Below are 23299 nucleotides of genomic sequence, written 5' to 3' on the forward strand. Positions count from 1 at the left end.
TGCCCCTTTCTACCATTCAGCCTTGCCAGTCAGATAAAATACCAAACAGATAGATTCAATTTAATGAAACGATAATGCTGCTGATTCGTAAAAGCCGGGGAGGTGTTTAGCATGCAAAAGCGAGAAGTATTGTTTGATATGGGGAAATTGCAAAAACAAGCGATGTACCTGACAATTGGATTGATGCTTACAGCGAGTTTTATATATTTTATGATTCATGGATTTGAATTTTATATAAGCTTACCTATGATTGCTGGCGCTTTCTTACTTACGTTGATTGGTATAGTGCTGCACGAGCTCCTGCATGGTATCGGCTTTATTGTATTTGGGAAAGTAAAGTCCCGCCAAGTTAAATACGGCTTTTCCTGGAGAGACGGCGCTGCCTATGCACACTGTATGGAACCTATAAAAGTGAGTGCATATCGTATGTCTTTGCTTTTACCTGTCGTTGTGACAGGGCTGCTCCCATTATTGATTTCGTATATCATCGGAAATGGAGTGCTTTTAACTGTTTCAGTGATCCTGACAGCTGGAGGTATAGGCGATTGGCTTATATTTCGCAGTCTGAGGAAGTATGAAGCAAGCCAGTTTGTGAAGGATCATCCAACAAAGGTCGGCTACTTCATTTATACAGATAACAGCTGATAAGGGGGAGAAAAACACATGGCAGATCTACTGCGTAATTGGCTTTTTAATGATGATTCTATACATAACGTTGTGCTGGCACTGATTTATCTTTGGATTTTAATCCATATTGCCAAGTGGGTAGTTGACATAATCAACCAGAAGAAAAGAACGTTTCGGAAACTCGTGCGCACCCTGCTTGTATATGCACTAATTGGAACGTTGCTACTCTGGCTTTTGGATGGGGATTTCTTCCTTGATTGGACGTTTACCAGCTGGTTTTGGCATGATATGACGCTGTGGATTCTTGTCGGTGTGTTTGTCGTATTATGTATGCTTTTCCTTATACGAAGTATGAAAAGACCGTCTTCTCTTAAGAAAGTTATCGGTATGATTGTACTGCTGCTTGTCGGGGAATTTATCGTTGGTTCCTTTGTGATGACTGTTTTCCATGCAGCTGGCCGTTCGGTAACAATGAGCCTTGATTCACCAACAATCGTAGCTGGTGATCTGGCCATCAATAAGATTCGAATGAGAATACCTAATGGAAGTGAAAACGGCATATCTCTCAGTGTATCTCGATTCCAAATCACAGCTGTGAATCTGAAGACTGGAGAGAAGGAATGGAGCCGGAAAGCAATTTGGCAGGAATATGTGCTCGGACAGACAGAGGAAGGTATCCTTGTTGTGGATATGAAAAATGAAGAGTTTTACTTCCTTGATGCAATATCTGGTGATATCCGGCTAGATGAAAATGAATGGACGCAAAAATATCCTGAGCTTGCCAATAATCTAAGCTATGAGCAGGCAGATTATTATATAGACGATACGGGCGGATTGTACTTGTATGCGCTGGATGGAAAATACTATCGTGTGGCTGATGGAAAACTCACAGAGAACCCTGCTTACGAGAAGGAAGTACAGAAAGGATTCTTTGGTGACGAAGAAAATGGAGAGACGGAACGAGCACAGCAGATTGTTCAGGAGCTGTACCCGGATTTGCTGGAAGCTCAGCCGATTCTTGGTTCAGCTAAAGATGCTAGTATGCTGCTTATGTACAAGGAAAAACGTAATCAAGAACAGGTAACTGTGGCGAGAGTCTCGACGGATGAGTCTGCTATTCGCTGGAAGGTACCGGTCGATTATCAAGAAGAGCCGGGTGTAAGTCCAGTTGATACATTCAAAAAGGGTGATGCAACTTATGTGCTGGCCGCTGGTAAACTATATAAGATTTCTGAGCCGGGTGGTGTGCTGGAGTATGTTTACCACTATCGTTGGAATAAACAGCTGGATTTAGAGACGGATGAAAAGTAAATGGTAAAAATTGAGATGCTGTTCAGGCATAAATTCTTTTGATTCCGGGTATGGAAGAGTACGGATAAAAGAAGCATTGCTTAGGAGGCATTTCATATGACTATACAACCAATTGATACGACTAATATTGCAAAAGGCATCGGGCCGAATGTTTCGCCGGAAGCCTTTACTAATGATAAACGTAAGGTATTCTTATTCGGCTCTCCGAGCTATACAAATATCGGAGACCAGGCAATTGCCTATAGCATTGAGAAATTCATCCAAAGCCGATTCCCTTATTACGAGTACATTGAAATAATGGATTATGCGACAGATGAGGGAATTGAGTTTGTTAAAGGTATCATCCATGAAGATGATATCGTCATGTTCACAGGCGGCGGAAACCTTGGCAGCCTGTACTTGGATATTGAAGAAGATCGCCGCAAGGTATTTGCTGCTTTCAAGGATTATAAATCCATCTCTATGCCGCAGTCAGTGTTCTTTGAGGACAATGAGCATGGGGAGCAGGAGAAAAAGAAAACCCAGGAAGCATATCATCAGAACAAAAACCTGGTCATTGCTGCCAGAGAATCGCAAACCTTGGATGTTGTAAGGAATACATTCGAGTCAGAAGTAATGTATACACCTGATATGGTAATGTCACTCGATGTTGTACCTCGTGAGCAGGAGCGGGAAGGGGTTATGTTCTTCCTGAGAGCTGATAAAGAAAAGGTGATGGAAGAAGACTTTGTTTCCGAGCTAATGGAATGGACAAAGAAATTTGGATCTGTTGATCGTACAGATACAGTTCTTGATGAAAACATCGTACCTAACATTGATTATGCAGACAGAGAAAAGCATTTTATCGAGATGCTTGATCTGATCAGCTCTAAAAAATTGATCATTACTGACCGCTTGCATGCGATGGTATTCTCCATCATCACGAAAACACCTTGTCTTGTCTTCGGAAACAGCTACGGCAAGGCGAAGCACTCCTACCGTGACTGGCTGGACTCTATCAATTTTGTTGAGTATACAGATTCCAAGGACGTGGAGTTGTTGGAAAAGATGGTAGAGAAGCTGATGAAGGCAGAACCAAATGAAGTAGATCTGCGCAAAGACTTCAAACCGTTAGTTGACTTCTTCCGCAGCTAAAAGGAGAGCTAGAATCTTAGGATTCTAGCTTTTTTATGTCTTTGCATAATCAATCTATAAATTTTATTAATATACGGTTGTATTTTTATATGAATCGTTGTATATTTATTAAACAATATACAACGAAGGATCATCCTTGAAGGAGTACAACTAGATGAACAGCTTACAAGATTCGCAGCAGCAAGCTGCTGTCAAAAAGAAACCAAAACATTTCAATGTCTACGTGATGATTTTCGCATTCATCATCGTGGCAGCAATTTTGACATATATCATTCCAGGCGGAGCGTATGACCGTGTGGATCAGGATGGCCGCAGTGTTATCCTCCCAGAAACATTCCATTACATCGATGGAGAAAATGTCGGTCTTCTCGGCATATTCAATAGCATTCACACTGGTATGGTGAATGGAGCTAATATTATTTTCTTCGTCCTGATTGTCGGAGGGGCATTTGGGATTTTCACTGCCACTGGAGCGCTTGATGCCTTTATTTATATGCTGTCCAGAAAGATGGCGAACAAAGAGAAGCTGCTTATCCCTGTATTGATGCTGTTCTTTGCAGCAGCTGGAGCATTAATGGGAATGTCAGATGAAACTATCGTGTATGTAGCTATTTTGGCCCCAATGGCTATAGCACTTGGATTCGATGCATTGACCGGATTTGCCATTGTTGTACTGGGCGCAGGTGTCGGTTTTACAGCAGCAGTCATGAACCCGTTCACAGTCGGAATTGCGCAAGGCATTTCTGAACTGCCAACCTTCTCCGGAATCGGTTTCCGGATTGTACTTTTCGTTATCCTATATCTTGCGGCTGTCTTCTATGTGATGCGCCATGCAAGCAAAGTGAAAAGGAACCCAGAGCTTGGTGAATACGGAAAGTTCGGCAGAAAAGCTGATACTTCCGCTCTTAACAAGACGCAGAAAATGACTACTCGTCACAAGCTTGTTCTATCAGCGTTCTTGATTAATTACGTCGTATTGATTATCGGTGTATTGAAATACGGCTGGTACATTACAGAGATCGCTGGGTTATTCCTGCTGTTCGGTGTGGTGATGGGTATCCTCGGAGGGATTTCTTTCTCTGGTATTGCTGATAACTTCATCCTTGGAGCGAAGGACCTGCTAGGCGGCGCATTGATCATCGGATTTGCGCAGGCAATTCTTGTCATCTTCAACACATCAGGTATGATGGACACGCTGCTGTATCACGCATCTCATGCGCTTGGAATGATTCCTGCTGCTTTATCTGCAGTTGGTATGCTATTCCTACAGATGGGTATCAATTTCTTCGTCCCTTCTGGAAGCGGACAAGCTGCTTTGACAATGCCGCTCATGGCACCATTGTCTGATATGATAGGTGTAACAAGACAGACAGCGGTATTAGCCTATCAGTTTGGAGACGGTATCTCCAACACTATCTTGCCGACTGGCAATATTATCGCTCTGCTTGCAATCGCAGGCATCGGTTATGGGAAATGGGTGAAGTGGTTCCTGCCATTCTTCCTTATCCAAATCGGCATTGCCATTATCGCGCTGATCATAGCCCAATTGATTCAATACGGACCGTTTTAATAGAAGGAGTAATAGATTATGGAATTAGAGAGATTAGTAGAGCAGGCGATTCAGGATCGCCGGCATATTCACCAATACCCGGAATTATCAGGGGAAGAGTACGAAACAGGCAGATACGTACGTAACAGACTGGAAAAACTAGGGATTGAGGTCCTGGATTTCCAGCCGCCGAGTGTCGTCGGGTTTGTGAAAGGCACAAAAGGAGAGAAGACGATTGCGCTTCGAGCGGATATGGATGCACTGCCAATGGTAGAAGAAGGGGATAAACCTTACATCTCCAAGCATCATGGGGTAGCTCATACGTGCGGACATGATGGCCATACAGCTATCCTGCTTGCTGTAGCAGAGTGGATCACACTGCATAAAGAGGAAGTGGAGCCGAATATCGTGCTCATCTTCCAATCCTCTGAAGAAGCATCTCCGAGCGGTGCTGATAAGCTGATCAAAGAAGGTGTATTGAAAGGCGTTGACAGCATCTACGGCATTCATGTTGATGCGGAATTGGAAAAGGGTCAATTTGGTACTCGTCCTGGAGCTATGATGGCATCTGTTGATGACTTCGAAATCAAGATCCAAGGCTCAGGCGGTCATGCATCAACACCGCATTTGACAGTGGATCCGGTTTATATCTCTACACATGTCATCCAAGCATTGCAAAGTATTGTCAGCCGTAAGCTCAACCCGATGGATGCAAGTGTCATCTCTGTGGGGAAAATCGAAGCCGGCAACACATATAACGTCATTCCGGACTCAGCTAAAATCATCGGGACGATGCGCTCCTTCTCTGCAGAAGCAGTACAGACGATCCAAGAACAGATTAGCAAGCTGACAAAAGGGATTTGTGAATCTTTTGGAGCTACAGCGGAAGTTGATTTCATCATCGGTACACCGCCACTGATCAATGACGAAAAAGAAGCAGCCTTTGCAAAAGAGCTGCTGCAAAAAACATTCAGTGCAGAACGCTATGAAGAACTGGAGCCAGTCATGGGTTCAGAAGACTTCTCCTACTACTTGCAGGAAATCCCGGGGGTATTCGTCAAGGTCGGTATGCAAGGAGAGAAGAGTCAATATCCGCACCACCATCCGAAGTTTGATATTGATGAAGATGTGTTTGGGGATGCGATAAAGGTGTTTCAACAGTTTGTATTAAATCAATAAGCAAGAGGAGCATATGGGGTGGCCCATATGCTCCTTTTTTATGCTAGTATTTCAGCTCGTTTCCAGGATGTCGCTGTTTGTTTCAGCACTTCATTTAACTCTTCTACATTAGTTCTGCCTTCTTGCTGCAGCCATTGTTTCCCAGCAGCTTCTCCGTCACGACCAAAGATGGCTACACTATCCTTCCAGGTTGCCCGGCCGCATAAGACACCATTGAAGCTGGAACCTGCTTCTTTTGCAAAACGTAATGTCTCTTGGAAGAGGGAGGCACTGACGCCTGCACTCAGGAAGATGAAAGGCAAATCAGTTGCTTCACTTTGCTCTTTGAAATAGCGCTGAGCTTCTTCGCGTGAGTACACAGGTGTTTCTTCCGAGTATCCTTCCACATAGGCCATGTTTACCGGTACTTCAACTTTCAGCACATCCACTTTATATTGTGGTTTCGAGAACTCTATCATCATATCATTCACTTTATGTGGCTTAACTTTTGCGTATTCTGGTCCCTTTACATCATCATTGTGTACGTCATAGGAGACGAGCTCCAGGAAGAAAAGAATATCCTCTGCCTGACATTCAGATCCGAGACGTTCCACGAAGATATGCTTCTTCTCATTAATGCTAGGATCCTCATCCACATCATAGTACAAAAGGAATTTCACCGCATCTGCGCCCTGAGCCTTGATTCGCTGAACAGACCAGTCATCGAGAATATCCGGCATGCGCCCAGGCTGTGTCGCGTCGTATCCTGTTTTTTCGTAAGCGAGAAGCAGGCCGGCATTTTTGTCGCGTTTCTGAGCTGCTGGCAAGCCATACTCAGGATCCAGCAGGATAGAAGTGGCGTATGGTGTGAGTTCCTCGGAAATCAGTTCTTTAAAAGATACGATTGTATTGTCTCCCTGATTTGTTGTGCTCTCCTGCTGCAGCATCTTTTTCAAGGAGCCTCGCTGATCAATAGCGAGGGCTCCGATGATACCATTTTCGTCTGATAGTCTTTCAAGTGCTTCTCGTTTAGCGGGTGTTAAATTTAGCATGTTAGCAGCTCCCTTAAGCAGATAGTTTAGTAGAAAACAGGGCAAGAATATCTTTTGGGTCGATTGCATGATGCAGCCGATCGATCGTTTCCTGATGTACGAGCATTTTAGAAACCTCTGACAAGTAATACAGATGGTTAGAGGCAGTTCCAGTTGGTATAAGCATGGCGATGACAATTTGAATTGGCTGCCCATCTAATGCTTTCCATTCAACTCCATCGGCTAGCTTGAAGATAATGATTGCTGGCTTCAGGACTTCACTCCGCTCGGTATGGGGGATTGCGATACCTTGTTCCATACCGGTTGTACTTTCTTTTTCTCGCTGGAGAAAGCCATCCACTATAGCGGCTTGGTCCGTAATGATGCCGTGCTGCTTAGCGGTAGCAGCTATTTGCTGAAATACTTCTTTTTGTGTTGCAGCTTTCACATCCACCTTGATTGTGTCGAGAGACATAATCTGACTGACATCCTGTACTGGGAAAGCTGTTTTCTCTGTCACAGCTGCTGTTTCAGCAATTGGTGTTTCCTTCGCTGCGTTTTTAGCAGCTGTACGCTTTTGATCCATACCGATCAAGAATCCACTTACAACTGCACCGGCGAGAATGGCCAGTATCCAAAGGAAAGGATGCGTAACGATGGGCAGGACGATAAATCCGCCGTGGGGAGCTGGCACCTGTACTTTAAATAGGTAAGTCAATATAGCTGCGATAGAGGAACCTATCATTAGAAACGGAATGACCTTCAGCGGTTTTTTCGCTGCGAATGGAATGGCCCCTTCTGTGATATGAGTTGAGCCGAGCAAGAAGTTTACCAGACCAGCACTGCGCTCGCTTGTGCTGTAAGCTTTGCCGGCAAATAGTGTTGCAAAGCCAGTAGCAATCGGCGGAACGATACATGCAGCAGAGACACCTGCCATAAAGAAGTAGTTGCCATCTGACAGCAGGGCAGTTCCTGTTACGTAAGCTGCTTTATTGACTGGACCGCCCATATCGAATGCGCACATGATTCCTACAATAAGTCCTAATACAATTGGATTTGAATTTTGGAAGCTTGCTAGAAAATCCATCATTGCTTGGTTGATCCAGCCCATTGGAGCTGAAATGAACCACATTGCAAAACCTGCGATGAAAATACCGAAGACTGGGAATAAGAAAATTGATTTCAAGCCGTCAAGCTGTTTTGGAAGAGCTTTGAACAGGTATCCAAGTCCGAGAATGATATAACCGGTCATGAAACCGCCGATAATACCGCCCAAGAAACCAGTACCATTGGTGAAAGCGATCATCCCGACGATGAAACCGATAATGAGACCAGGCCGTTTGGCTATCGATTCTGCAATATAAGCACACAGCACTGGTACCATCAGGTTCATGGCGATGCCGCCAATGGTGTTCATATAATAAGCGAACTCGTTGTACTGCGAACTTTCTGGATCGGCAGAGTGGATACCGAACATAAGTGAGATGGCAATCATGACACCGCCAGCAACAACTATCGGCAGCATATGAGAGACACCGTTCATGAGCGATACGTAGATACTGCGAATAATAGAATCTTTTTGCTGCGGTTCGGAACTGCCAGCAGAAGCAGCACGCTGTCCATCTTTATAGATAGGCGCTGTTTGATTGATGATGCTATCAAGCAGTTTATCTGGCTCTTTGATTCCTTTGCTGACAGCCACGTTCACCATCCGTTTACCGATAAAACGATCGCGATTTACATCTTTGTCGGCAGCGATGATTACACCATCAGCTGCATCGATTTCAGCCTGCGTCAATGCATCTTGTATACCGTCCTGTCCATGTGTTTCTACCTTTATGGAGATACCGCGTTTTCGTGCAGCTTCTTCCAAGGCCTCTTTTGCCATAAAGGTATGGGCAATACCGGTCGGACACCCGGTTGCAGCAATTATTCTATACGTCATGCTTTACACCCCATTTTCTTTTTAATTGGATTTGCCCTGCTAAGTAAGGGATATCACTAAGATCAGATAAACCTGATGTGAAAGCTGTGGAAGAGCCAGCAGCTGTTGCATAAACCAATGCTTCTTCTTCGGAATCTCCGAGCATTAATCTGCCGGTAAAAGCAGCCAGCATCGTATCTCCAGCACAGGCAGTGTTCACTATCTTGCCGGAAGGAGCGTTTACAGCCAGCTCCCGTGTGCTGTCACAATATAGTGCCCCCTGCGAACCGCATGATAGGAGGACACGCTGAGCGCCTCGTTCCAGCAGCTGTTCCGCAGCTTTTTGCAGTTCAGTCTGATTCGTATGATCGGAGATGCTGAACCAATTGGCTATTTCCTCATCGTTTGGTTTGATAAGATAAGGTTCATATGCCAGACAGTCCAGAAGTACCGGAGAACTGATATCGAGAACCAGCTTCACTCCTTGCTGTTGGGCAATCCGGGCAATGTCGACATGAATCTGATCGTCAACGCCGCGCGGAAGACTGCCTGAAACGAATAGCCAATCACCGTTTTTAAGATTCCTAACTTGTTCGAGCAGCAGCTCTTGTGCCTGCTGTGAAATGACTGGCCCTCTGTTTACTGCTTTGTATTCCAAGCTTTCTGCACGAACAAAGGTATTGATACGAGTAATGCCCTCCACTTTAATGAATGCGGTTTCAATTCCGGCAGCTTCAAGCTCTTTTTCAATGAAATCCCCGGTAAAACCACCTAGGAATCCGGTCGCCATATTGAAAATGCCTAACTTCTTCAACATAAATGAGATATTGATGGCTTTTCCGTTCGGCTGATACTCTTCAAATATGCTTCTGTTTACGACGAAAGGATCAAAAGAGGTAAACTCAGAGAAAAGATCGATCGCTGGATTCATCGTACATGTATAAATCATCCGTATCACTGCCTATCTGTGTTTTTCTTACAATTTCATTATGGCATGCATTTTTATGTAAATGTTTTCAACATCAGCTGATTTCGCTACAATATTAGTAAACGTTTACACGGGGGAATCGTCATGAATGGAACCTTTCTGACGCGGGTCAGCCAGCATACAGAGAAGATGAGTGAAGCGGAGCTGTATTTAATCCGCTATATACGGGAAAACCTCAACACAATTCCTAAGTTATCTATCGTGCGGTTAAGTGAAGAAGCGAATGTTTCCACGGCTACCATTGTTCGTACTATGAAAAAACTTGGGTATAACGGATTTACCGATTTTAAAATTCGGCTGAAGGATGAGAATGATCAGAACCCGAACTTTTCGATCATTGAGCAAGTGGATGAAGAAATAAAAGATGCCATTTTAAAAAATGAACAAGAGGTTATGCGTACAATTGAGATGCTTAATAGCGGCTTAATAGAAGACACTGTCCAGAAAATTCGCCACAGCAAGCGCGTTATATTATTTGCACGAGGGTTTTCGGAGCTGATTGCAAAGGAAATGGAAGTGAAGCTGCAGCTGCTGAATAAATATGCGGAGCTGCATGATGATCCAAATATCATCCGGACGAAAAGTAAGAGACTGGAAGAAGGGGATTTAGTCATTTTTGTTTCGTTGAACGGGTATACCGAAGAACTAGTGGATGCTGCAAAAAGCTGTCAGGAAAATGATACAAGTATGATTGCTTTGACTTGTAATAAAAACAGTCCGCTCGCATCATTGGCTGAATTGACATTGACAGGTTATAAGTCCGAAACATCTTATTTTCCGGATTATGAGGTAAGATCAAGACTTCCGCTTCAGGTGATATCGAGAATACTGCTGGATGCTTATGCCATTCGAGCAGGAAAGTCCTAGTTTACGGAAGGGGAGAGATATATGCCAACTTACAACAAGCTGGTGCGTGATCATATTCCAGCCATTATTCAGCAAGCAGGAAAAGTACCTAAAACTGCAGTCCTTGATCAAGATAGATATATAGAAGAATTGAAGCTTAAGCTGTTAGAGGAAGCTAATGAAATTTCGAAAGCAGAAGAACATAATGAAGTTGTTGAAGAGGCGGCTGATTTACTGGAGGTACTGCACGCTCTCCTTGATGCCAAGGGTATATCATTAGAAGATATCGAATACGCGCGTCGGCAAAAGAAAGAAGAACGCGGTGGCTTTGAGGACAGAATCTTTTTGATAGAGGTCAGTAATTAAATCGGAAGCAGAAGCTAAAATAGGTTAGCAATCAATAATTCGTTATATAGGAAAAGCCCTCGTTTTTGAGGGCTTTTCGATTATCTGAACACGTCCATGTTAAATCACTGTTGATGCAATGGCTGCTCGGGTTCCGTATGCTGCTAGGATAAGCTGCCCCTTCGACGGAGGTCGTTCCTAACTCGTCAACCAGGATAACGCCGTTATGCTCTGTATCACAACCGAGAGAGGAGATAAAGGAGTGAGATTGTGCCAATTCTGATGTAACAATACCACCTGAGCGTTCTATATCAGTTCTGTCTGTGAAAGTCACTTTTTCCAAATAGCCATCTTGGTCACGCAATTGCCTTTCCCGAAGGCAGTAATCCCAGATAAGCGATAGTATGGATTGCATAGTTAGTGGCTTTGGTGTATTCCATCATCTCACATTCCTTATTGTAGGAAACTGAATCACCTATTTTTTGTTGTTCAGAGCCTTCTTTATATCTAATATTGCTTGCAAGTGCATTCCTTCATGAAATATTGTTCTGACAAGTACTTGTTCGATAGTTTCCATTCCCATATCGATAGCCTGGTACTCCTCATCCATACGGTCAGCGTACCTTTCGAAAATCTGATCTGGCTGTGTTTGTAATAAGGAAATCAGATCAGTGAAAGCGGGGGTATTGTCTGTAAAATCTGCAGGAGTGGTGCCGTAGCTGAACCAATCTTTAAAATCATTAGGGATGGGGGCTTCTTCTTTGGTTAATGCTTGAATCCATAAATATTGATCCAGAAAAACATGTCCTAGATTCCATCTGACATTATTTCGGAAGCCTTGGGGAATAATGTCTGCCTCTTCATAGGTGAAGCTTTTAGCTAATTGAAGCAATTCCATGCGATACGTTCTCATTTGACCAAGCAGTATTTCCTGACGTTTCTCCACTCAATTCCCTCCTTTCTTTTAAAATTCTGTACGATTTGTCAATAACCTTTATCATAGTTCGCTGCTTAGAACGTTAGCGGTTTTTCGCAGTTCTTTCTCCAGGGCCTCGAAGTAGTCAGATAAAAATACCTGAAATCTCTCTGCAACTGGACTGAGGTATCTTCTAGTGGACCAAGCCAAGCCGATTGTTCGTTCACAAATAGGATCCTGCAGACGAATGACGGGTAAGTGGGATGTTTTATTGCCGATTAATGAAACAGAAGGAATGAAGGCTATCCCAAGCCCTTTGTTTACCAGCTCCCCAATGACGCCGGGTTCGTCTCCCTCAAAGGCAATATGTGGCTGAAAACCGGCTAGCTGACAATATTTATCGGTCAAATTTCGAATACCGTACCCTTCATTCATGCTGATGAAGGCTTCATTGCGCAGCTCATAAAGGGAGATATGACTTTTTGTCTCAAGCCAGTGACCGGGAGGAGCAATCAGCAGTATTTCTTCTGTCATGAGCGGCTGCCATTCGATATCCTCAGCTTGAATCGGAACGGAGGAGATACAGAAATCTAGCTCGCCGCTGCGCAGCTTTTCCGTCATCAAAGGCACAGACTGTACGTATTGTTTGAAGTGGACTTGGGACTCTTCCCTGAGGAATCCGCTGATCAAATCAGGTAAAATGCGTGGGATAGTAACGGAAAGCCGAATTGTATGATCAGCTTTCTGATTCGTTTCATTCAGTTCCCGGCGTGCTTCCTGCAGCTCATGAAGGACAGCATCAACGCGCCGGAGGAACATCCTGCCGTTTTCATTCAATTTGATTTGCCGGTTATAGCGTTCGAAAAGCTTTACACCTAAGTCCTCCTCCAACCGGCTGATTGCTTTGCTGAGTGAGGGCTGTGCGATATTCAATGCTTCTGCAGCATGTGTCATGTGCTCTAATTCAGCAACTTTTTTGAAATAGTGCAGCTGTAGTAATTCCACGTTCATCCTTCTTTCGGATAGTATAGAGGCTATTATTTATAATGATATATATATTATACATTATGTAACTGAGCCATTATGCTATTTAGATGTTCAATATTTCACAAAGATAAAGGTGAGGGAAATTATGAAAGGAATAAAATTAGGCTTCTTTGATATAAAGCGGATGTTTCAGCATAAGCACGGGCGTATTGCACTTATTTTCTTGCTGATTATTCCGGTCATTTACGCTGCGTTGTTCCTTGGCGGGTACTGGGATCCATATGGTCATGTCGAGGATTTACCGGTGGCTGTCGTCAACCAGGATGATGGAGCAAGCATGGATGGCGAAGAAATGCATGCCGGGGATGATTTCATTAAGGAATTAGAGAAAAGCAAGGCGATGGACTTTGCTTTCGTATCAGACCAGAAGGCAGAAGATGGATTGGAAGATGGCAAGTATTATATGAAAGTAACCATCCCGAAGGATTTTTCTGAGAAAGTGACAACATTGATGGATGATAAACCGCAGCAAGCGGAGCTTACGTATGAAGTGAATCCAGGGAAAAACTTTGTTGCTGCGCAAATCAGTTCTTCTGCGATGGAGGAAATGAAAACAAAATTGGCTAGCAGTATTACGAAATCGTATGCTGACAGTGTATTCACAAGCTTCCATGAAGTAGCTGACGGATTACAGGATGCAGGTGATGGAGCTGGCGATCTTCATAAAGGGATTACAGATGAGCAGAGCGGTATGAAAGATCTGCAAAATGGAATTGGTGATCTGAAGACGGGTGCGTCCGACTTAGCAAACGGCGCTGATCAACTGGCAGGTGCTGAAGGTAAACTTTCTGACGGCATTGGCAGTTTGAACACAGGTGCATCTGATTTGGCGAGTGGTTTAGGTCAATTGGATGAAGGAGCAGCCTCTCTGCAGACGAATACGGAAAAGGTTGCCGGCGGTTTAGCTGATTGGAAAGCACAAAGTGACAAGCTTTCGGATAATCAGGATGCATTCACATCTGGTTCTGAGGATTTGAGCAAGCTGGTAGCATCGTATATGAAAGAGCATCCAGAGCTTAAAGACGATAAGACGTTCCAGCAAATAGCAGCTGCATCTGATCAGCTTGCAGATTCCTCAGCTAAATTAGCAGACGGTCAGCAGCAGCTCGGTGAAGGAGCAGATAAGCTGGCTGGAAGCGAGCAGAAATTAGCGGATGGTATGGATACATTCAGTGAAAAACTCGGTTCAGCTGTAAGCGGAGCGGATAAATTAGCTAGCGGAGCAACAGATTTGAATAATGGCTTTGACGAGTATTCAGAAGGCTTTGGATCCTTGCAGAGTGGCGCAGCGCAGCTTGCTTCCGGTACAAATGATCTTTCAGATGGGGCAGCACAGCTTGACGATGGTATGAGTAAGCTGTCCGATGGATCCGATGAGCTTGCGACAAGCCTGCAGGATGCGGCTGATAAAACAAGTAACATCCAGTCTAGTGATGCGTTGACGACAATGTTCGCCGATCCGGTTAAGCTGACAGAGAAACAGCTATCGGATGTACCGAACTATGGTGTCGGCATTGCGCCGTACTTCTTGTCACTTGCTTTGTTTGTTGGTGGTTTGATGGCAGCCAACATCCTGCCACTTGGCAGAAGACAGGATATGCAAGTATCAGGTACAGTACAATTCTTCAGTAAACTGACACTGGTGTATGTCGTGGCGATTGTACAAGCGGTTATTCTTGATCTTATCTTCTTGTTCGGATTCCAAGTTGATGTGCAGAGTGTTCCGTTATTCTTCTTGTCCAGTATCATTGTGTCTATGACAGTTATGACGATCATTCTTACGCTCGTCACATTATTCGGCAATCTTGGGAAACTGCTTGCCATTGTGCTGCTGGTTCTTCAGCTGGCAACTTGTGGCGGAACGTTCCCGAGCGAATTGACTATGTCTGCATTGGCATCCGTTGGTCAATACTTGCCGATGGCACATTCCTTGCATAGCTTGCAGGAAGCAATCACGCTCGGTGACTGGTCGGTACTAGGCCATCAGCTTGTTGATCTATTGATTTATCTGGCAGTGGTCGGTGTCATTGGATGGATAGTATCTCATTTGCAGCACAGACCGAAAAAAGAGAATGAGCTGGAAGCAGCTTGATAAAGAGCTCGCCTTTATAGGCGGGCTCTTTTCTATTGACACCATATGATAGACTGTAGACAGCAAATGGAAGAAATCAATAGTAGAGGATAGAGATCATGCAGATTGATAAACCGAAAGTAGCGATGGAATTACCTGAGAAAAGAATTCACGATATCTTTTTTGAAGAGGAACCAGAATTGGAAATGTGCCAGGTGCAGCAAGCTGATTTTTCGAATGAATCAGTGTACAGGCTGCGATTGTCGAAGGTAGTAATCCGCAATAGCCGATTTAACAATACGGACTTTACCGGGATGGACTTGTTGGATGTCAGGTTCGAGAATTGTGATTTTTCCAATGTGAAAATGAGCAAGTCATCCATTCACCGGGTGGAATTCCAAGGCTGTAAGATGCTCGGAGCAGATATGACCGAGTCTAGTTTTGGTAATGTTTCTTTCCGTGATTCTTTGGTGAATCTTGTATCATTCGGCCAATCGAAGATGGAGAAAGTGATATTTTCCTCCTGTGGATTACAGGGAGCGGACTTTTATGCCAACCGAATGAAGAAGATAGAATTTACTGATTGTGATCTGAATGAAGTGAACTTTGAACAGACATCTCTCAAAGGAATTGATCTGAGCACAAGCAGTTTCCAGCAGTTGACCGTATCTATTGAAAATTTGAAAGGCTGTATCGTTTCTCCAAATCAAGCTATCCAATTAGCTTCATTGATAGGACTAGTAGTTAAGTGAAAAGCTTCCCGAGTGGGAAGCTTTTTTATTACGTGAGTTCCTTTAAGTCGTAGTCAACTTTGCATAGATGATAAAGAATAAGGTCATTTCTGCTACTATTACAATATAAGGAACTGGCACAAGCAGATTAAAAATGAAGAATAAGCCTAAAATACCTAAAAATAAACCTAGGTGATATATTTTCAATCGGTGATGCGCGTGTCTATATTGGTGAAACACAAAAGTAGTTGAAAAGAAATAAAGCAATACAGAACCAAAAATAAAAAATAAGTTGAAGAAGTACTCGACCTCATCCAAGACCATTAGTCTGATGGATGCTGCAATAGCACTTAATGACATTAGTATAAAGAGATGACCATAAATGATCGTTTGGCCGGCTGTTTGAATGTGTTTATCCACTTTCTTCTCCACATTATCAAAGTATTGCCACCACATTGCGATAATGAGCAGAAAGGCAATGACAGCTAGTCCAATAGAATTCCAATCTCCTTGGGTTGGCTGGATAACGGCCAACGTACTGACAAGGGATTCTCCAAAAAGGATGATAGTGAATAATCCAAATCGCTCTAATAAATGTGCCGTATTGGTGGGGACTTTCACTAAATATCTTCTTCCTAACATAGGAATGATGATATCAATTAAGATCCCCAAGTAGAGAACAACATAGCGGATCCATGAATCAAAGAAAAGGGAAAGTAACGAAACGATAATTCCTACCCAAAAGTATTTTCCAAGATACAGTGCTGCTTGCTTCCGGGCGCCCTCTTCTATTCGCTGAACAACGAGGTATTGGATAGCAGTAACAGCTCGTAAGCCAATATAGCCTATTAAAAAAGAAAGATAATATGGATCAAAATCGACGGATAAACTTGAGGTCATGACTAGTGCAAAAAACATTTGCAGAATTAAAAACAACCGTTGATGAAACAAGTCCTGTCCAAAACGATTGACAAACATCGTCTGTCCTACCCATGCCCACCAGATCGGCACAAAGATTAATACAAACTTAAATAAGTATTCAGCATGTATATGACCGTCTTCTACATGAAGCAACACGTGTGTTGCTACTGCAACTGATGCAACAAAAAGTAAATCATAAAATAGTTCTAACCACGTCACTTTCTTTTCAAACAACTTTTCCACACCCCCATAAAAATAATAAACTCTCTTCCTTTCCAGAATTCCCTGGCTGGAATGCGAATTGTTTAACTAAATTCTTTATCAATTATGATTCATATGTATTACAGATTGGATCTATATAGCATATATTAACAGATTAACCATGCAAAAAGCAGATAACTTGGTTAATCAGAAACCTTCAAAGTATACCGAAGTAACTGATGATCTGTTTACATTATGACCTTTTTTGGAATGAAATTTTGTGAAGTTTCCGTTTATAATGAAGGGGAGGTGACACCCAAATGAAATACAATCAAATCAAACCGAAAAAAATATATGAACAAGTAGCGGATGAGCTGCTTGCTTTAATAAAAAATGGTGACTTAAAGCCGGGCGAGAAGCTTGCCAGCGTAACGCAGCTGGCTGAGAATTTCAATGTGGGCCGTTCTGCGATAAGGGAAGCTCTTGCCACACTCCGTGCGATGGGGTTGGTAGAGATGAAGCAAGGCGAGGGTACATACGTGAAGGCGTTCGAGCCAGAGGGAATCGTTTATCCGCTTCAGCACGTGCTGCTCATGAGCGGGGAGGATCGGGCAGAGCTGATGGAGGTCCGTAATATATTGGAGACAGGTATTGCTGCATCGGCCGCACTGAACCGTTCTGAAGAAGACTTGGAACAAATGGAAAAAGCGCTCAAGGAAATGAAGGCATATACGGGAGACCCAGAAAAGGGGGAGAAAGCTGATCTCGCTTTTCATATGATCATTGCCCGAGCGGCGAACAATAAGCTGCTTCTCCGTCTGATGCATCATGTATCGGATTTAACAGCGGAATCGATGCGTGAAACAAGGCAGATTTGTTTATTTGGTGAAAATGCAGCCCCTGAGGAATTGAACAAGCAGCATGAAGCCATCCTGGATGCAATTCGTACGAAACAGCCAGAGCAAGCAAGGCTTGCCATGGTGGCACACTTGGAATATGTAGAAGGAGTACTGCGTAATTATATGGAATAGGACGAGCCGCCGACGAGGGTCGGCTTTTTCTGTCTATACAGGAGTTGGAAAATGTAAGCGGTTGTAGTATGATGAAGACAGAAATTATACAGGTCATCTGATGACCTTATCTGTAGGGGTGACGGTATGAAGGTTACACTATTTGCAACGTGTATTGTGGATATGTTCCAGTCCGATGTTGGGATAGCCACAGTTGAAGTACTGGAAAGACTCGGGTGTGAGGTTGTGTTTCCATCTGGACAGGTGTGCTGCGGGCAGCCGGCATATAATTCCGGGTATGTAGAAGATGCCAAAAAGGCTATGAAGAAGATGATTGCGACATTTGAAGACGCAGAGGTTATTGTCACACCGTCCGGATCATGTGCCACGATGTTCAAGGATTATCAGCATGTATTCCAGGATGATCCTGCGTGGCGTCCGCGTGCGGAACGGCTGGCGGCTAAGACGTATGAGCTGACTGAGTTTATTGTAGATGTCCTGAAAATAGAGGATGTTGGGGCGAAGCTGGAAGGGATTGCAACTTATCATCCATCCTGCCATATGACACGGCTGCTTGGCGTGAAGGATGCACCGATGAAGCTGCTGTCGCATGTAGAGGGCCTGGAAATGCAACCGCTTCCTAACGCGCATAATTGCTGTGGATTCGGCGGAACTTTTTCGGTGAAGATGGGGAATATCTCAGAGCAGATGGTCGATGAAAAAGTAGATTCGGTAACTGAAACGAAAGCTAGCTACCTGATTGGAGCAGATGGCGGCTGTCTAATGAATATTGGGGGACGAATGCAGCGCCGCGGCAAGCCGGTCAAAGTGATGCATATCGCGGAGGTACTAAACAGTCGTTAAGGGGGATGGCAGCATGGCGATGAAGATAGGGAACGAAAAGTTCAAAGATAATGTAAATAAGCAGATGGAAGACACGTTTATGCGTGGTGCAGTTGCCGGGGCTCAGGAACGCCTCAGGACAAGAAGACTGGATGCGGCGGAGGAGCTTGGCAATTGGGAAGAATGGCGGTCTCATGGGGAAGAGATACGTCAGCATACACTTGATCATCTCGACTATTATTTACAGGAGCTTTCAGAGAATCTGCAAAAGCGCGGCGGGCATGTATTTTTTGCTGCAACAGCAGAAGAGGCAAATGACTATGTGAAAGGTATCGTCAGGGAAAAACGAGCCAGGAAAATTTTGAAGGCTAAATCCATGGTCACAGAGGAAATCGGTTTGAATGGTGTGTTGGAACAGGAAGGCTGTGACGTCATTGAAACAGATCTCGGAGAATATATTCTGCAGCTGGACGACCATGATCCGCCTTCGCATATTGTGACACCTGCGCTTCATAAAAACAAAGAGCAGATCAAGGATGTGTTTACTGAGAAGCTGGACTATAAGCTTACTTCAAAACCGGAAGAACTAGCACTCCATGCCAGAGAGAAACTCCGCCAGGAATTCCTGCAAGCTGATATCGGCATCACAGGGTGTAATTTTGCCATCGCAGAATCTGGATCTGTCGGTCTGGTCACAAATGAAGGTAATGCGGGTATGGTTTCTGATTTACCAGATACACAGATTTGTGTGATGGGGATGGAGCGAATCGTTCCTACATTTGAAGAATTCGAAGTACTGGTTGGACTTCTGACAAGAAGTGCAGTCGGTCAGAAGCTGACGAGCTATATTACGGCATTGACTGGTCCGCGGACAGCAGAAGAGGTTGATGGCCCATCCGAGTTTCACCTGGTCATCGTGGATAACGGCCGTTCTGGTATTCTCGGAACCGAATTCCAATCTGTACTCCAGTGCATCCGCTGTGCGGCTTGTATCAACGTTTGTCCGGTATACCGCCACATTGGCGGCCACTCCTATAACTCCATTTACCCAGGGCCAATCGGGGCAGTGCTGACGCCGCTGCTGGGAGGTTATGACGATTTCAAGGAGCTGCCGTATGCATCGACGCTTTGCGCTGCTTGCACGGATGCTTGTCCGGTTAAAATACCATTGCATCAGCTGCTGCACCGTCATCGACAAGTGATTGTCGAGCGGGAAGGCCGCGCGCCGATTTCAGAGAAAATGGCAATGAAAGCTTTTGGAATCGGTGCTTCCTCGAATCCGTTGTATGCAGCTGGATCGAAGATGGCGAGCACTGTCATGAAGCCTTTTACGAAGGATGAGACGATTTCAAAAGGTCCTGGACCGCTGAAGGCATGGACTGAAATTCGAGATTTTCCCGCTCCGAACAAAGAACGATTCCGTGATTGGTTCAAGCAGCACGAAAAGGAGAATGGCAAGGTATGATACAGAACCGTGAAAGATTCCTTACGAATGTCGCCAGCCGCCTCAGCCGCACGGAAGTACTGACAGAAAGGCCCGTACGGAACTGGAAGTATCGCCCGCAGGATAAGACGCTGACTGATAAAACACAGGATGAGCTGGTAGATATACTCCGTGATCAATGCCGGCTTATCCATACCGAGCTGATTGAAACCGATTCGCGTTCCCTCTCGAAAGTACTGGCGGAAACAGTATCTGCATATGGAGGCGGCCCGCTGGCCATATGGCAGGACCCTCGTTACGATGCATTCGGTTTACGGGATCCGCTTCAGAAATGGCCGGCCCAAGGAATAGACGTACATGAATGGGATCCTTCTATTGGCCATGACAACATCGGAATTGTGGAAAAGGCCAATATCGGTATAACATTCAGCGATATCACTCTTGCTGAGTCAGGGACAGTCGTACTCTTCTCAGGTGAGGGGAAAGGCCGTACTGTCAGTCTGCTGCCGCATAAATATATTGCTCTTGTACCGAAAAGCACCATCGTACCCCGCATGACCCAGGCAGCTCAGCGTATCTCAAAGCAAGTACAGGAAGGGAAAGCTATTGCATCCTGTATTAACTTCATTACTGGACCAAGTAACTCGGCTGATATTGAGATGAACTTAGTTGTAGGGGTACATGGACCCGTGAAAGCAGCTTATATTGTTATTGAAGACAGGTGAAACAAAACACTGCTATGCGTAGCAGTGTTTTTTTGTTAAGAATTCAATTATAACTTTATTGATAGCGCTTTCTTTGTTACTATGAGCTTACTTATGTACTTAAACAACTGATGATCATAGGGGGAACAAAAAGCGATGACAATCATTTTTGATAAAGAGAAACGTATTTTTCATCTGCAGGGGAAATCTACTAGTTATGTGATGCAGCTGGAGCGGGATGGTTATTTGACACATCAGTATTGGGGTAGGAAGATTCGACAGTTTCGCAACAGCAATCGTCAGCAGTACATAGATCGTTCATTTTCTCCGAATCCGTATCATCGGGACAGGACTTTCACGTTGGATGCTCTGCCGCAGGAATACCCACAGTTTGGCAATTCGGATTTTCGCAAGCCAGCCTATCAGATCCAGCTGGAAAATGGATCAACTGTGACTGATTTGCGTTATAAATCACATCGTATCTTCAGTGGTAAGCCGAAGCTGGCAGGGCTTCCTGCAACATACGCTGGTCAGGAAGGAGCAGAAACGCTTGAAATTACAATGGAAGATGAATTACTTCATTTGGAAGTGATCTTGCTTTATACAATTTTCAGTCAGTATGATGTAGTCGCAAGATCTGTGCGATTCCGTAATAATGGCAAACAAAATTTAAAGCTCTTACAGGCTGCCAGTGCATGTATCGACTTCCGCCGTTCGGACTTTGACATGCTTACCATGCCGGGGGCATGGGGAAAGGAAAGACATCTTGAAAAGCGTGCTTTGCAGGCGGGTATACAGTCTACAGAAAGCACACGCGGAGCAAGCAGTCATCAGCAGCATCCGTTCATCGCCTTGATGGAGAAGCATGCAACAGAAGATCAAGGGGAAGTGTTTGGTTTTCATCTTGTCTATAGCGGTAATTTCCTAGCCCAGGCAGAAGTCGATCAGTTTGCGACAACTCGGGTGACAATGGGTATCAATCCGTTCGACTTCACGTGGCTGCTGGAACCCAATGAGACATTTCAAACACCAGAAGCAGTGCTTGTTTATGCAGCGGATGGTTTGGGAGGAATGTCGCAAACGCTGCATGGGTTCTATCAGCAGCATCTAGTAAGAGGAGAATACAGAGATAAAGAGCGGCCGATTCTGATTAATAACTGGGAAGCGACGTATTTTGATTTTGATGCTGATAAAATTGAGGCAATCGCTAAGGCTGGCAGTGAGCTAGGAATCGAGCTTTTCGTATTGGATGATGGCTGGTTCAAAAAACGGAATTCAGATTCCACATCATTGGGAGATTGGTTTGTCGATAAAACGAAGCTGCCGAATGGACTTGAAGATGTGGCGAAACGTGTAAACGATTTAGATATGCAATTTGGACTTTGGTTCGAGCCGGAAATGGTATCGGTGGACAGTGATTTGTACCGTGAGCATCCTGACTGGTGTCTGCATGTGCCGGATCGATATCGTACGGAAAGCCGTGATCAGCTCGTGCTCGATTTTTCAAGACAGGACGTTCGGGAGGAGATTATTAAGCGAGTAGCAGCCATCTTGGAAAGTGCCCCAATCACTTATGTGAAATGGGATATGAACCGTCATCTGTCTGAGGTTGGTTCTGCCTTGCTTCCTCCTGAGCGTCAGCGGGAAACGGCACATCGACATATTCTCGGAGTCTATGAAGTGATGGATAAGATCACTTCCCGTTTTCCGCAGATTCTGTTTGAAAGCTGCTCAGGCGGCGGCGGCCGCTATGACCCGGGAATTCTGTATTACATGCCACAAACATGGACAAGTGATAATACAGATGCTGTCTCAAGGCTTAAAATTCAGCATACTACAAGTTTGCTTTATCCCATTGCTTCGATGGGTGCCCATGTATCCGATGTTCCGAACCATCAAGTACACCGATTTACTTCATTGGAGATGCGGGGTGACGTCGCGATGGCAGGGAATCTGGGATACGAGCTGGACCTCACAAAGCTTAGTCCTGAGGAGAAGGAAGTCGTCAAGCAGCAGATTAACACCTATAAGGAGATTCGCAGACTTGTTCAGTTCGGTCGATTCTATCGGCTGAAAAGTCCTTTTGAAGGCAATGAAACTGCTTGGATGTTTGTTAACGAAGATAAAACAGAAGCTTTTGTCTGCTATTATCGTGTTCTGGCAGAGCCAGCAGCACCACTCGCTTCTTTACGGATGAAGGGATTGGATGAAGCTAAAAACTACAGAATCAATGGTACGGAAGAAATATATAGTGGTGATGAACTGGCGTACAGCGGTATTCGTGTACCTGCAGACCTTATTGGGGATTTTGTGAGTTACACTTGGCACCTAACAGCTGAATAACATTGAAAGTCGCATTTTTGATGCGACTTTTTTATTAGGCTGTATAGGAAAACAGGCTTGGCTATCGTATACTTTAGCTACTATTCCAAACTAGCCAATATGCGTCTTATTATGATTGAAAGGCTGTGAAGCACCCTTTTTCTAAAATGCATAAA

The 23299-nt window shown here is 44.4% G+C and carries 21 protein-coding genes; 14 read left to right on the top strand and 7 right to left on the bottom strand.

Annotated elements, in window-relative coordinates; translation table 11 throughout:
• Positions 1–111 precede the first annotated feature (111 nt).
• The 5 genes from ACH6C1_RS01850 to ACH6C1_RS01870 all read left to right on the top strand — a co-directional run bounded on the left by ACH6C1_RS01850 (position 112) and on the right by ACH6C1_RS01870 (position 5800).
• Positions 112–645 (top strand): DUF3267 domain-containing protein, encoded by a 534-nt coding sequence (locus ACH6C1_RS01850; protein ID WP_374074112.1) that lies wholly within the window; start codon positions 112–114, stop codon positions 643–645.
• A gap of 18 nt (positions 646–663) precedes the next feature.
• The gene (locus ACH6C1_RS01855) at positions 664–1938 is read left to right on the top strand and encodes a PA2928 family protein (protein ID WP_374074114.1); all 1275 of its coding nucleotides are present in this window, start codon (positions 664–666) and stop codon (positions 1936–1938) included.
• A 96-nt stretch (positions 1939–2034) separates the two neighbouring features.
• On the top strand, positions 2035–3072 hold the full coding sequence (locus tag ACH6C1_RS01860; RefSeq protein ID WP_374074116.1) for a polysaccharide pyruvyl transferase family protein: 1038 nt from the start codon (positions 2035–2037) through the stop codon (positions 3070–3072).
• 154 nt (positions 3073–3226) lie between these two features.
• Positions 3227–4642, top strand: coding sequence for a YfcC family protein (locus tag ACH6C1_RS01865; protein WP_374074118.1), 1416 nt, complete (start codon positions 3227–3229; stop codon positions 4640–4642).
• An 18-nt stretch (positions 4643–4660) separates the two neighbouring features.
• Positions 4661–5800 (top strand): M20 metallopeptidase family protein, encoded by a 1140-nt coding sequence (locus tag ACH6C1_RS01870; RefSeq protein WP_374074120.1) that lies wholly within the window; start codon positions 4661–4663, stop codon positions 5798–5800.
• A gap of 38 nt (positions 5801–5838) precedes the next feature.
• Here the strand turns inward: ACH6C1_RS01870 and lacD are convergent, their stop codons facing one another.
• From lacD to pfkB, 3 genes are read right to left on the bottom strand one after another with little or no spacing between them, the layout of a single operon-like run.
• Positions 5839–6831: a tagatose-bisphosphate aldolase gene (gene lacD / locus ACH6C1_RS01875; protein WP_374074122.1), complete on the bottom strand. Its 993-nt coding sequence runs from the start codon at positions 6829–6831 to the stop codon at positions 5839–5841.
• A gap of 13 nt (positions 6832–6844) precedes the next feature.
• Entirely contained in the window at positions 6845–8755 is a 1911-nt protein-coding gene (locus ACH6C1_RS01880) for a fructose-specific PTS transporter subunit EIIC (protein ID WP_374074125.1), read from the bottom strand.
• The gene (gene pfkB, locus ACH6C1_RS01885; protein WP_374074128.1) at positions 8745–9683 is read right to left on the bottom strand and encodes a 1-phosphofructokinase; all 939 of its coding nucleotides are present in this window, start codon (positions 9681–9683) and stop codon (positions 8745–8747) included. The genes ACH6C1_RS01880 and pfkB overlap by 11 nt, the downstream gene beginning before the upstream one ends.
• Before the next feature lie 123 nt (positions 9684–9806).
• On the opposite strand from pfkB, the gene ACH6C1_RS01890 reads away from it, so the two are divergent.
• Entirely contained in the window at positions 9807–10589 is a 783-nt protein-coding gene (locus ACH6C1_RS01890; RefSeq protein ID WP_374074130.1) for a MurR/RpiR family transcriptional regulator, read from the top strand.
• Between the two features lie 21 nt (positions 10590–10610).
• The gene (locus ACH6C1_RS01895; RefSeq protein WP_095221468.1) at positions 10611–10934 is read left to right on the top strand and encodes a nucleoside triphosphate pyrophosphohydrolase; all 324 of its coding nucleotides are present in this window, start codon (positions 10611–10613) and stop codon (positions 10932–10934) included.
• A 31-nt stretch (positions 10935–10965) separates the two neighbouring features.
• On the opposite strand, the gene ACH6C1_RS01900 is transcribed toward ACH6C1_RS01895, so the two are convergent.
• The 3 genes from ACH6C1_RS01900 to ACH6C1_RS01910 all read right to left on the bottom strand — a co-directional run bounded on the left by ACH6C1_RS01900 (position 10966) and on the right by ACH6C1_RS01910 (position 12834).
• Entirely contained in the window at positions 10966–11277 is a 312-nt protein-coding gene (locus ACH6C1_RS01900; RefSeq protein WP_374074133.1) for a hypothetical protein, read from the bottom strand.
• Between the two features lie 111 nt (positions 11278–11388).
• Positions 11389–11859 carry a DinB family protein gene (locus tag ACH6C1_RS01905; RefSeq protein ID WP_374074135.1) on the bottom strand — a complete coding sequence of 157 codons (471 nt, stop codon included), beginning with the start codon at positions 11857–11859 and terminating at the stop codon, positions 11389–11391.
• A gap of 51 nt (positions 11860–11910) precedes the next feature.
• The gene (locus ACH6C1_RS01910; protein ID WP_374074137.1) at positions 11911–12834 is read right to left on the bottom strand and encodes a LysR family transcriptional regulator; all 924 of its coding nucleotides are present in this window, start codon (positions 12832–12834) and stop codon (positions 11911–11913) included.
• A 127-nt stretch (positions 12835–12961) separates the two neighbouring features.
• On the opposite strand from ACH6C1_RS01910, the gene ACH6C1_RS01915 reads away from it, so the two are divergent.
• Positions 12962–14968, top strand: a complete 2007-nt coding sequence (locus ACH6C1_RS01915; RefSeq protein WP_374074140.1) for a YhgE/Pip family protein — start codon at positions 12962–12964, stop codon at positions 14966–14968.
• Between the two features lie 98 nt (positions 14969–15066).
• Positions 15067–15699 (top strand): pentapeptide repeat-containing protein, encoded by a 633-nt coding sequence (locus ACH6C1_RS01920; RefSeq protein ID WP_374074142.1) that lies wholly within the window; start codon positions 15067–15069, stop codon positions 15697–15699.
• A gap of 42 nt (positions 15700–15741) precedes the next feature.
• Here the strand turns inward: ACH6C1_RS01920 and ACH6C1_RS01925 are convergent, their stop codons facing one another.
• Positions 15742–16833 (bottom strand): low temperature requirement protein A, encoded by a 1092-nt coding sequence (locus ACH6C1_RS01925; RefSeq protein ID WP_095221460.1) that lies wholly within the window; start codon positions 16831–16833, stop codon positions 15742–15744.
• 287 nt (positions 16834–17120) lie between these two features.
• On the opposite strand from ACH6C1_RS01925, the gene ACH6C1_RS01930 reads away from it, so the two are divergent.
• From ACH6C1_RS01930 to ACH6C1_RS01950, 5 genes are all read left to right on the top strand, one after another.
• Positions 17121–17831 carry a FadR/GntR family transcriptional regulator gene (locus ACH6C1_RS01930; RefSeq protein WP_374074145.1) on the top strand — a complete coding sequence of 237 codons (711 nt, stop codon included), beginning with the start codon at positions 17121–17123 and terminating at the stop codon, positions 17829–17831.
• Between the two features lie 126 nt (positions 17832–17957).
• Complete coding sequence (locus ACH6C1_RS01935) at positions 17958–18674, top strand: (Fe-S)-binding protein (RefSeq protein WP_095221457.1); 717 nt, start codon at positions 17958–17960, stop codon at positions 18672–18674.
• Between the two features lie 13 nt (positions 18675–18687).
• On the top strand, positions 18688–20118 hold the full coding sequence (locus tag ACH6C1_RS01940; RefSeq protein WP_374074147.1) for a LutB/LldF family L-lactate oxidation iron-sulfur protein: 1431 nt from the start codon (positions 18688–18690) through the stop codon (positions 20116–20118).
• Positions 20115–20822, top strand: a complete 708-nt coding sequence (locus ACH6C1_RS01945) for a LutC/YkgG family protein (protein ID WP_374074149.1) — start codon at positions 20115–20117, stop codon at positions 20820–20822. The genes ACH6C1_RS01940 and ACH6C1_RS01945 overlap by 4 nt, the downstream gene beginning before the upstream one ends.
• Positions 20823–20957: 135 nt before the next feature.
• A complete protein-coding gene (locus tag ACH6C1_RS01950) occupies positions 20958–23144 on the top strand; it encodes an alpha-galactosidase (RefSeq protein WP_374074151.1) in 2187 nt (728 codons plus the stop codon).
• The last annotated feature ends 155 nt before the right edge of the window (positions 23145–23299 follow it).

The organism is Terribacillus sp. JSM ZJ617 (genome assembly GCF_044383785.1).
GTDB lineage: Bacteria > Bacillota > Bacilli > Bacillales > Amphibacillaceae > Terribacillus.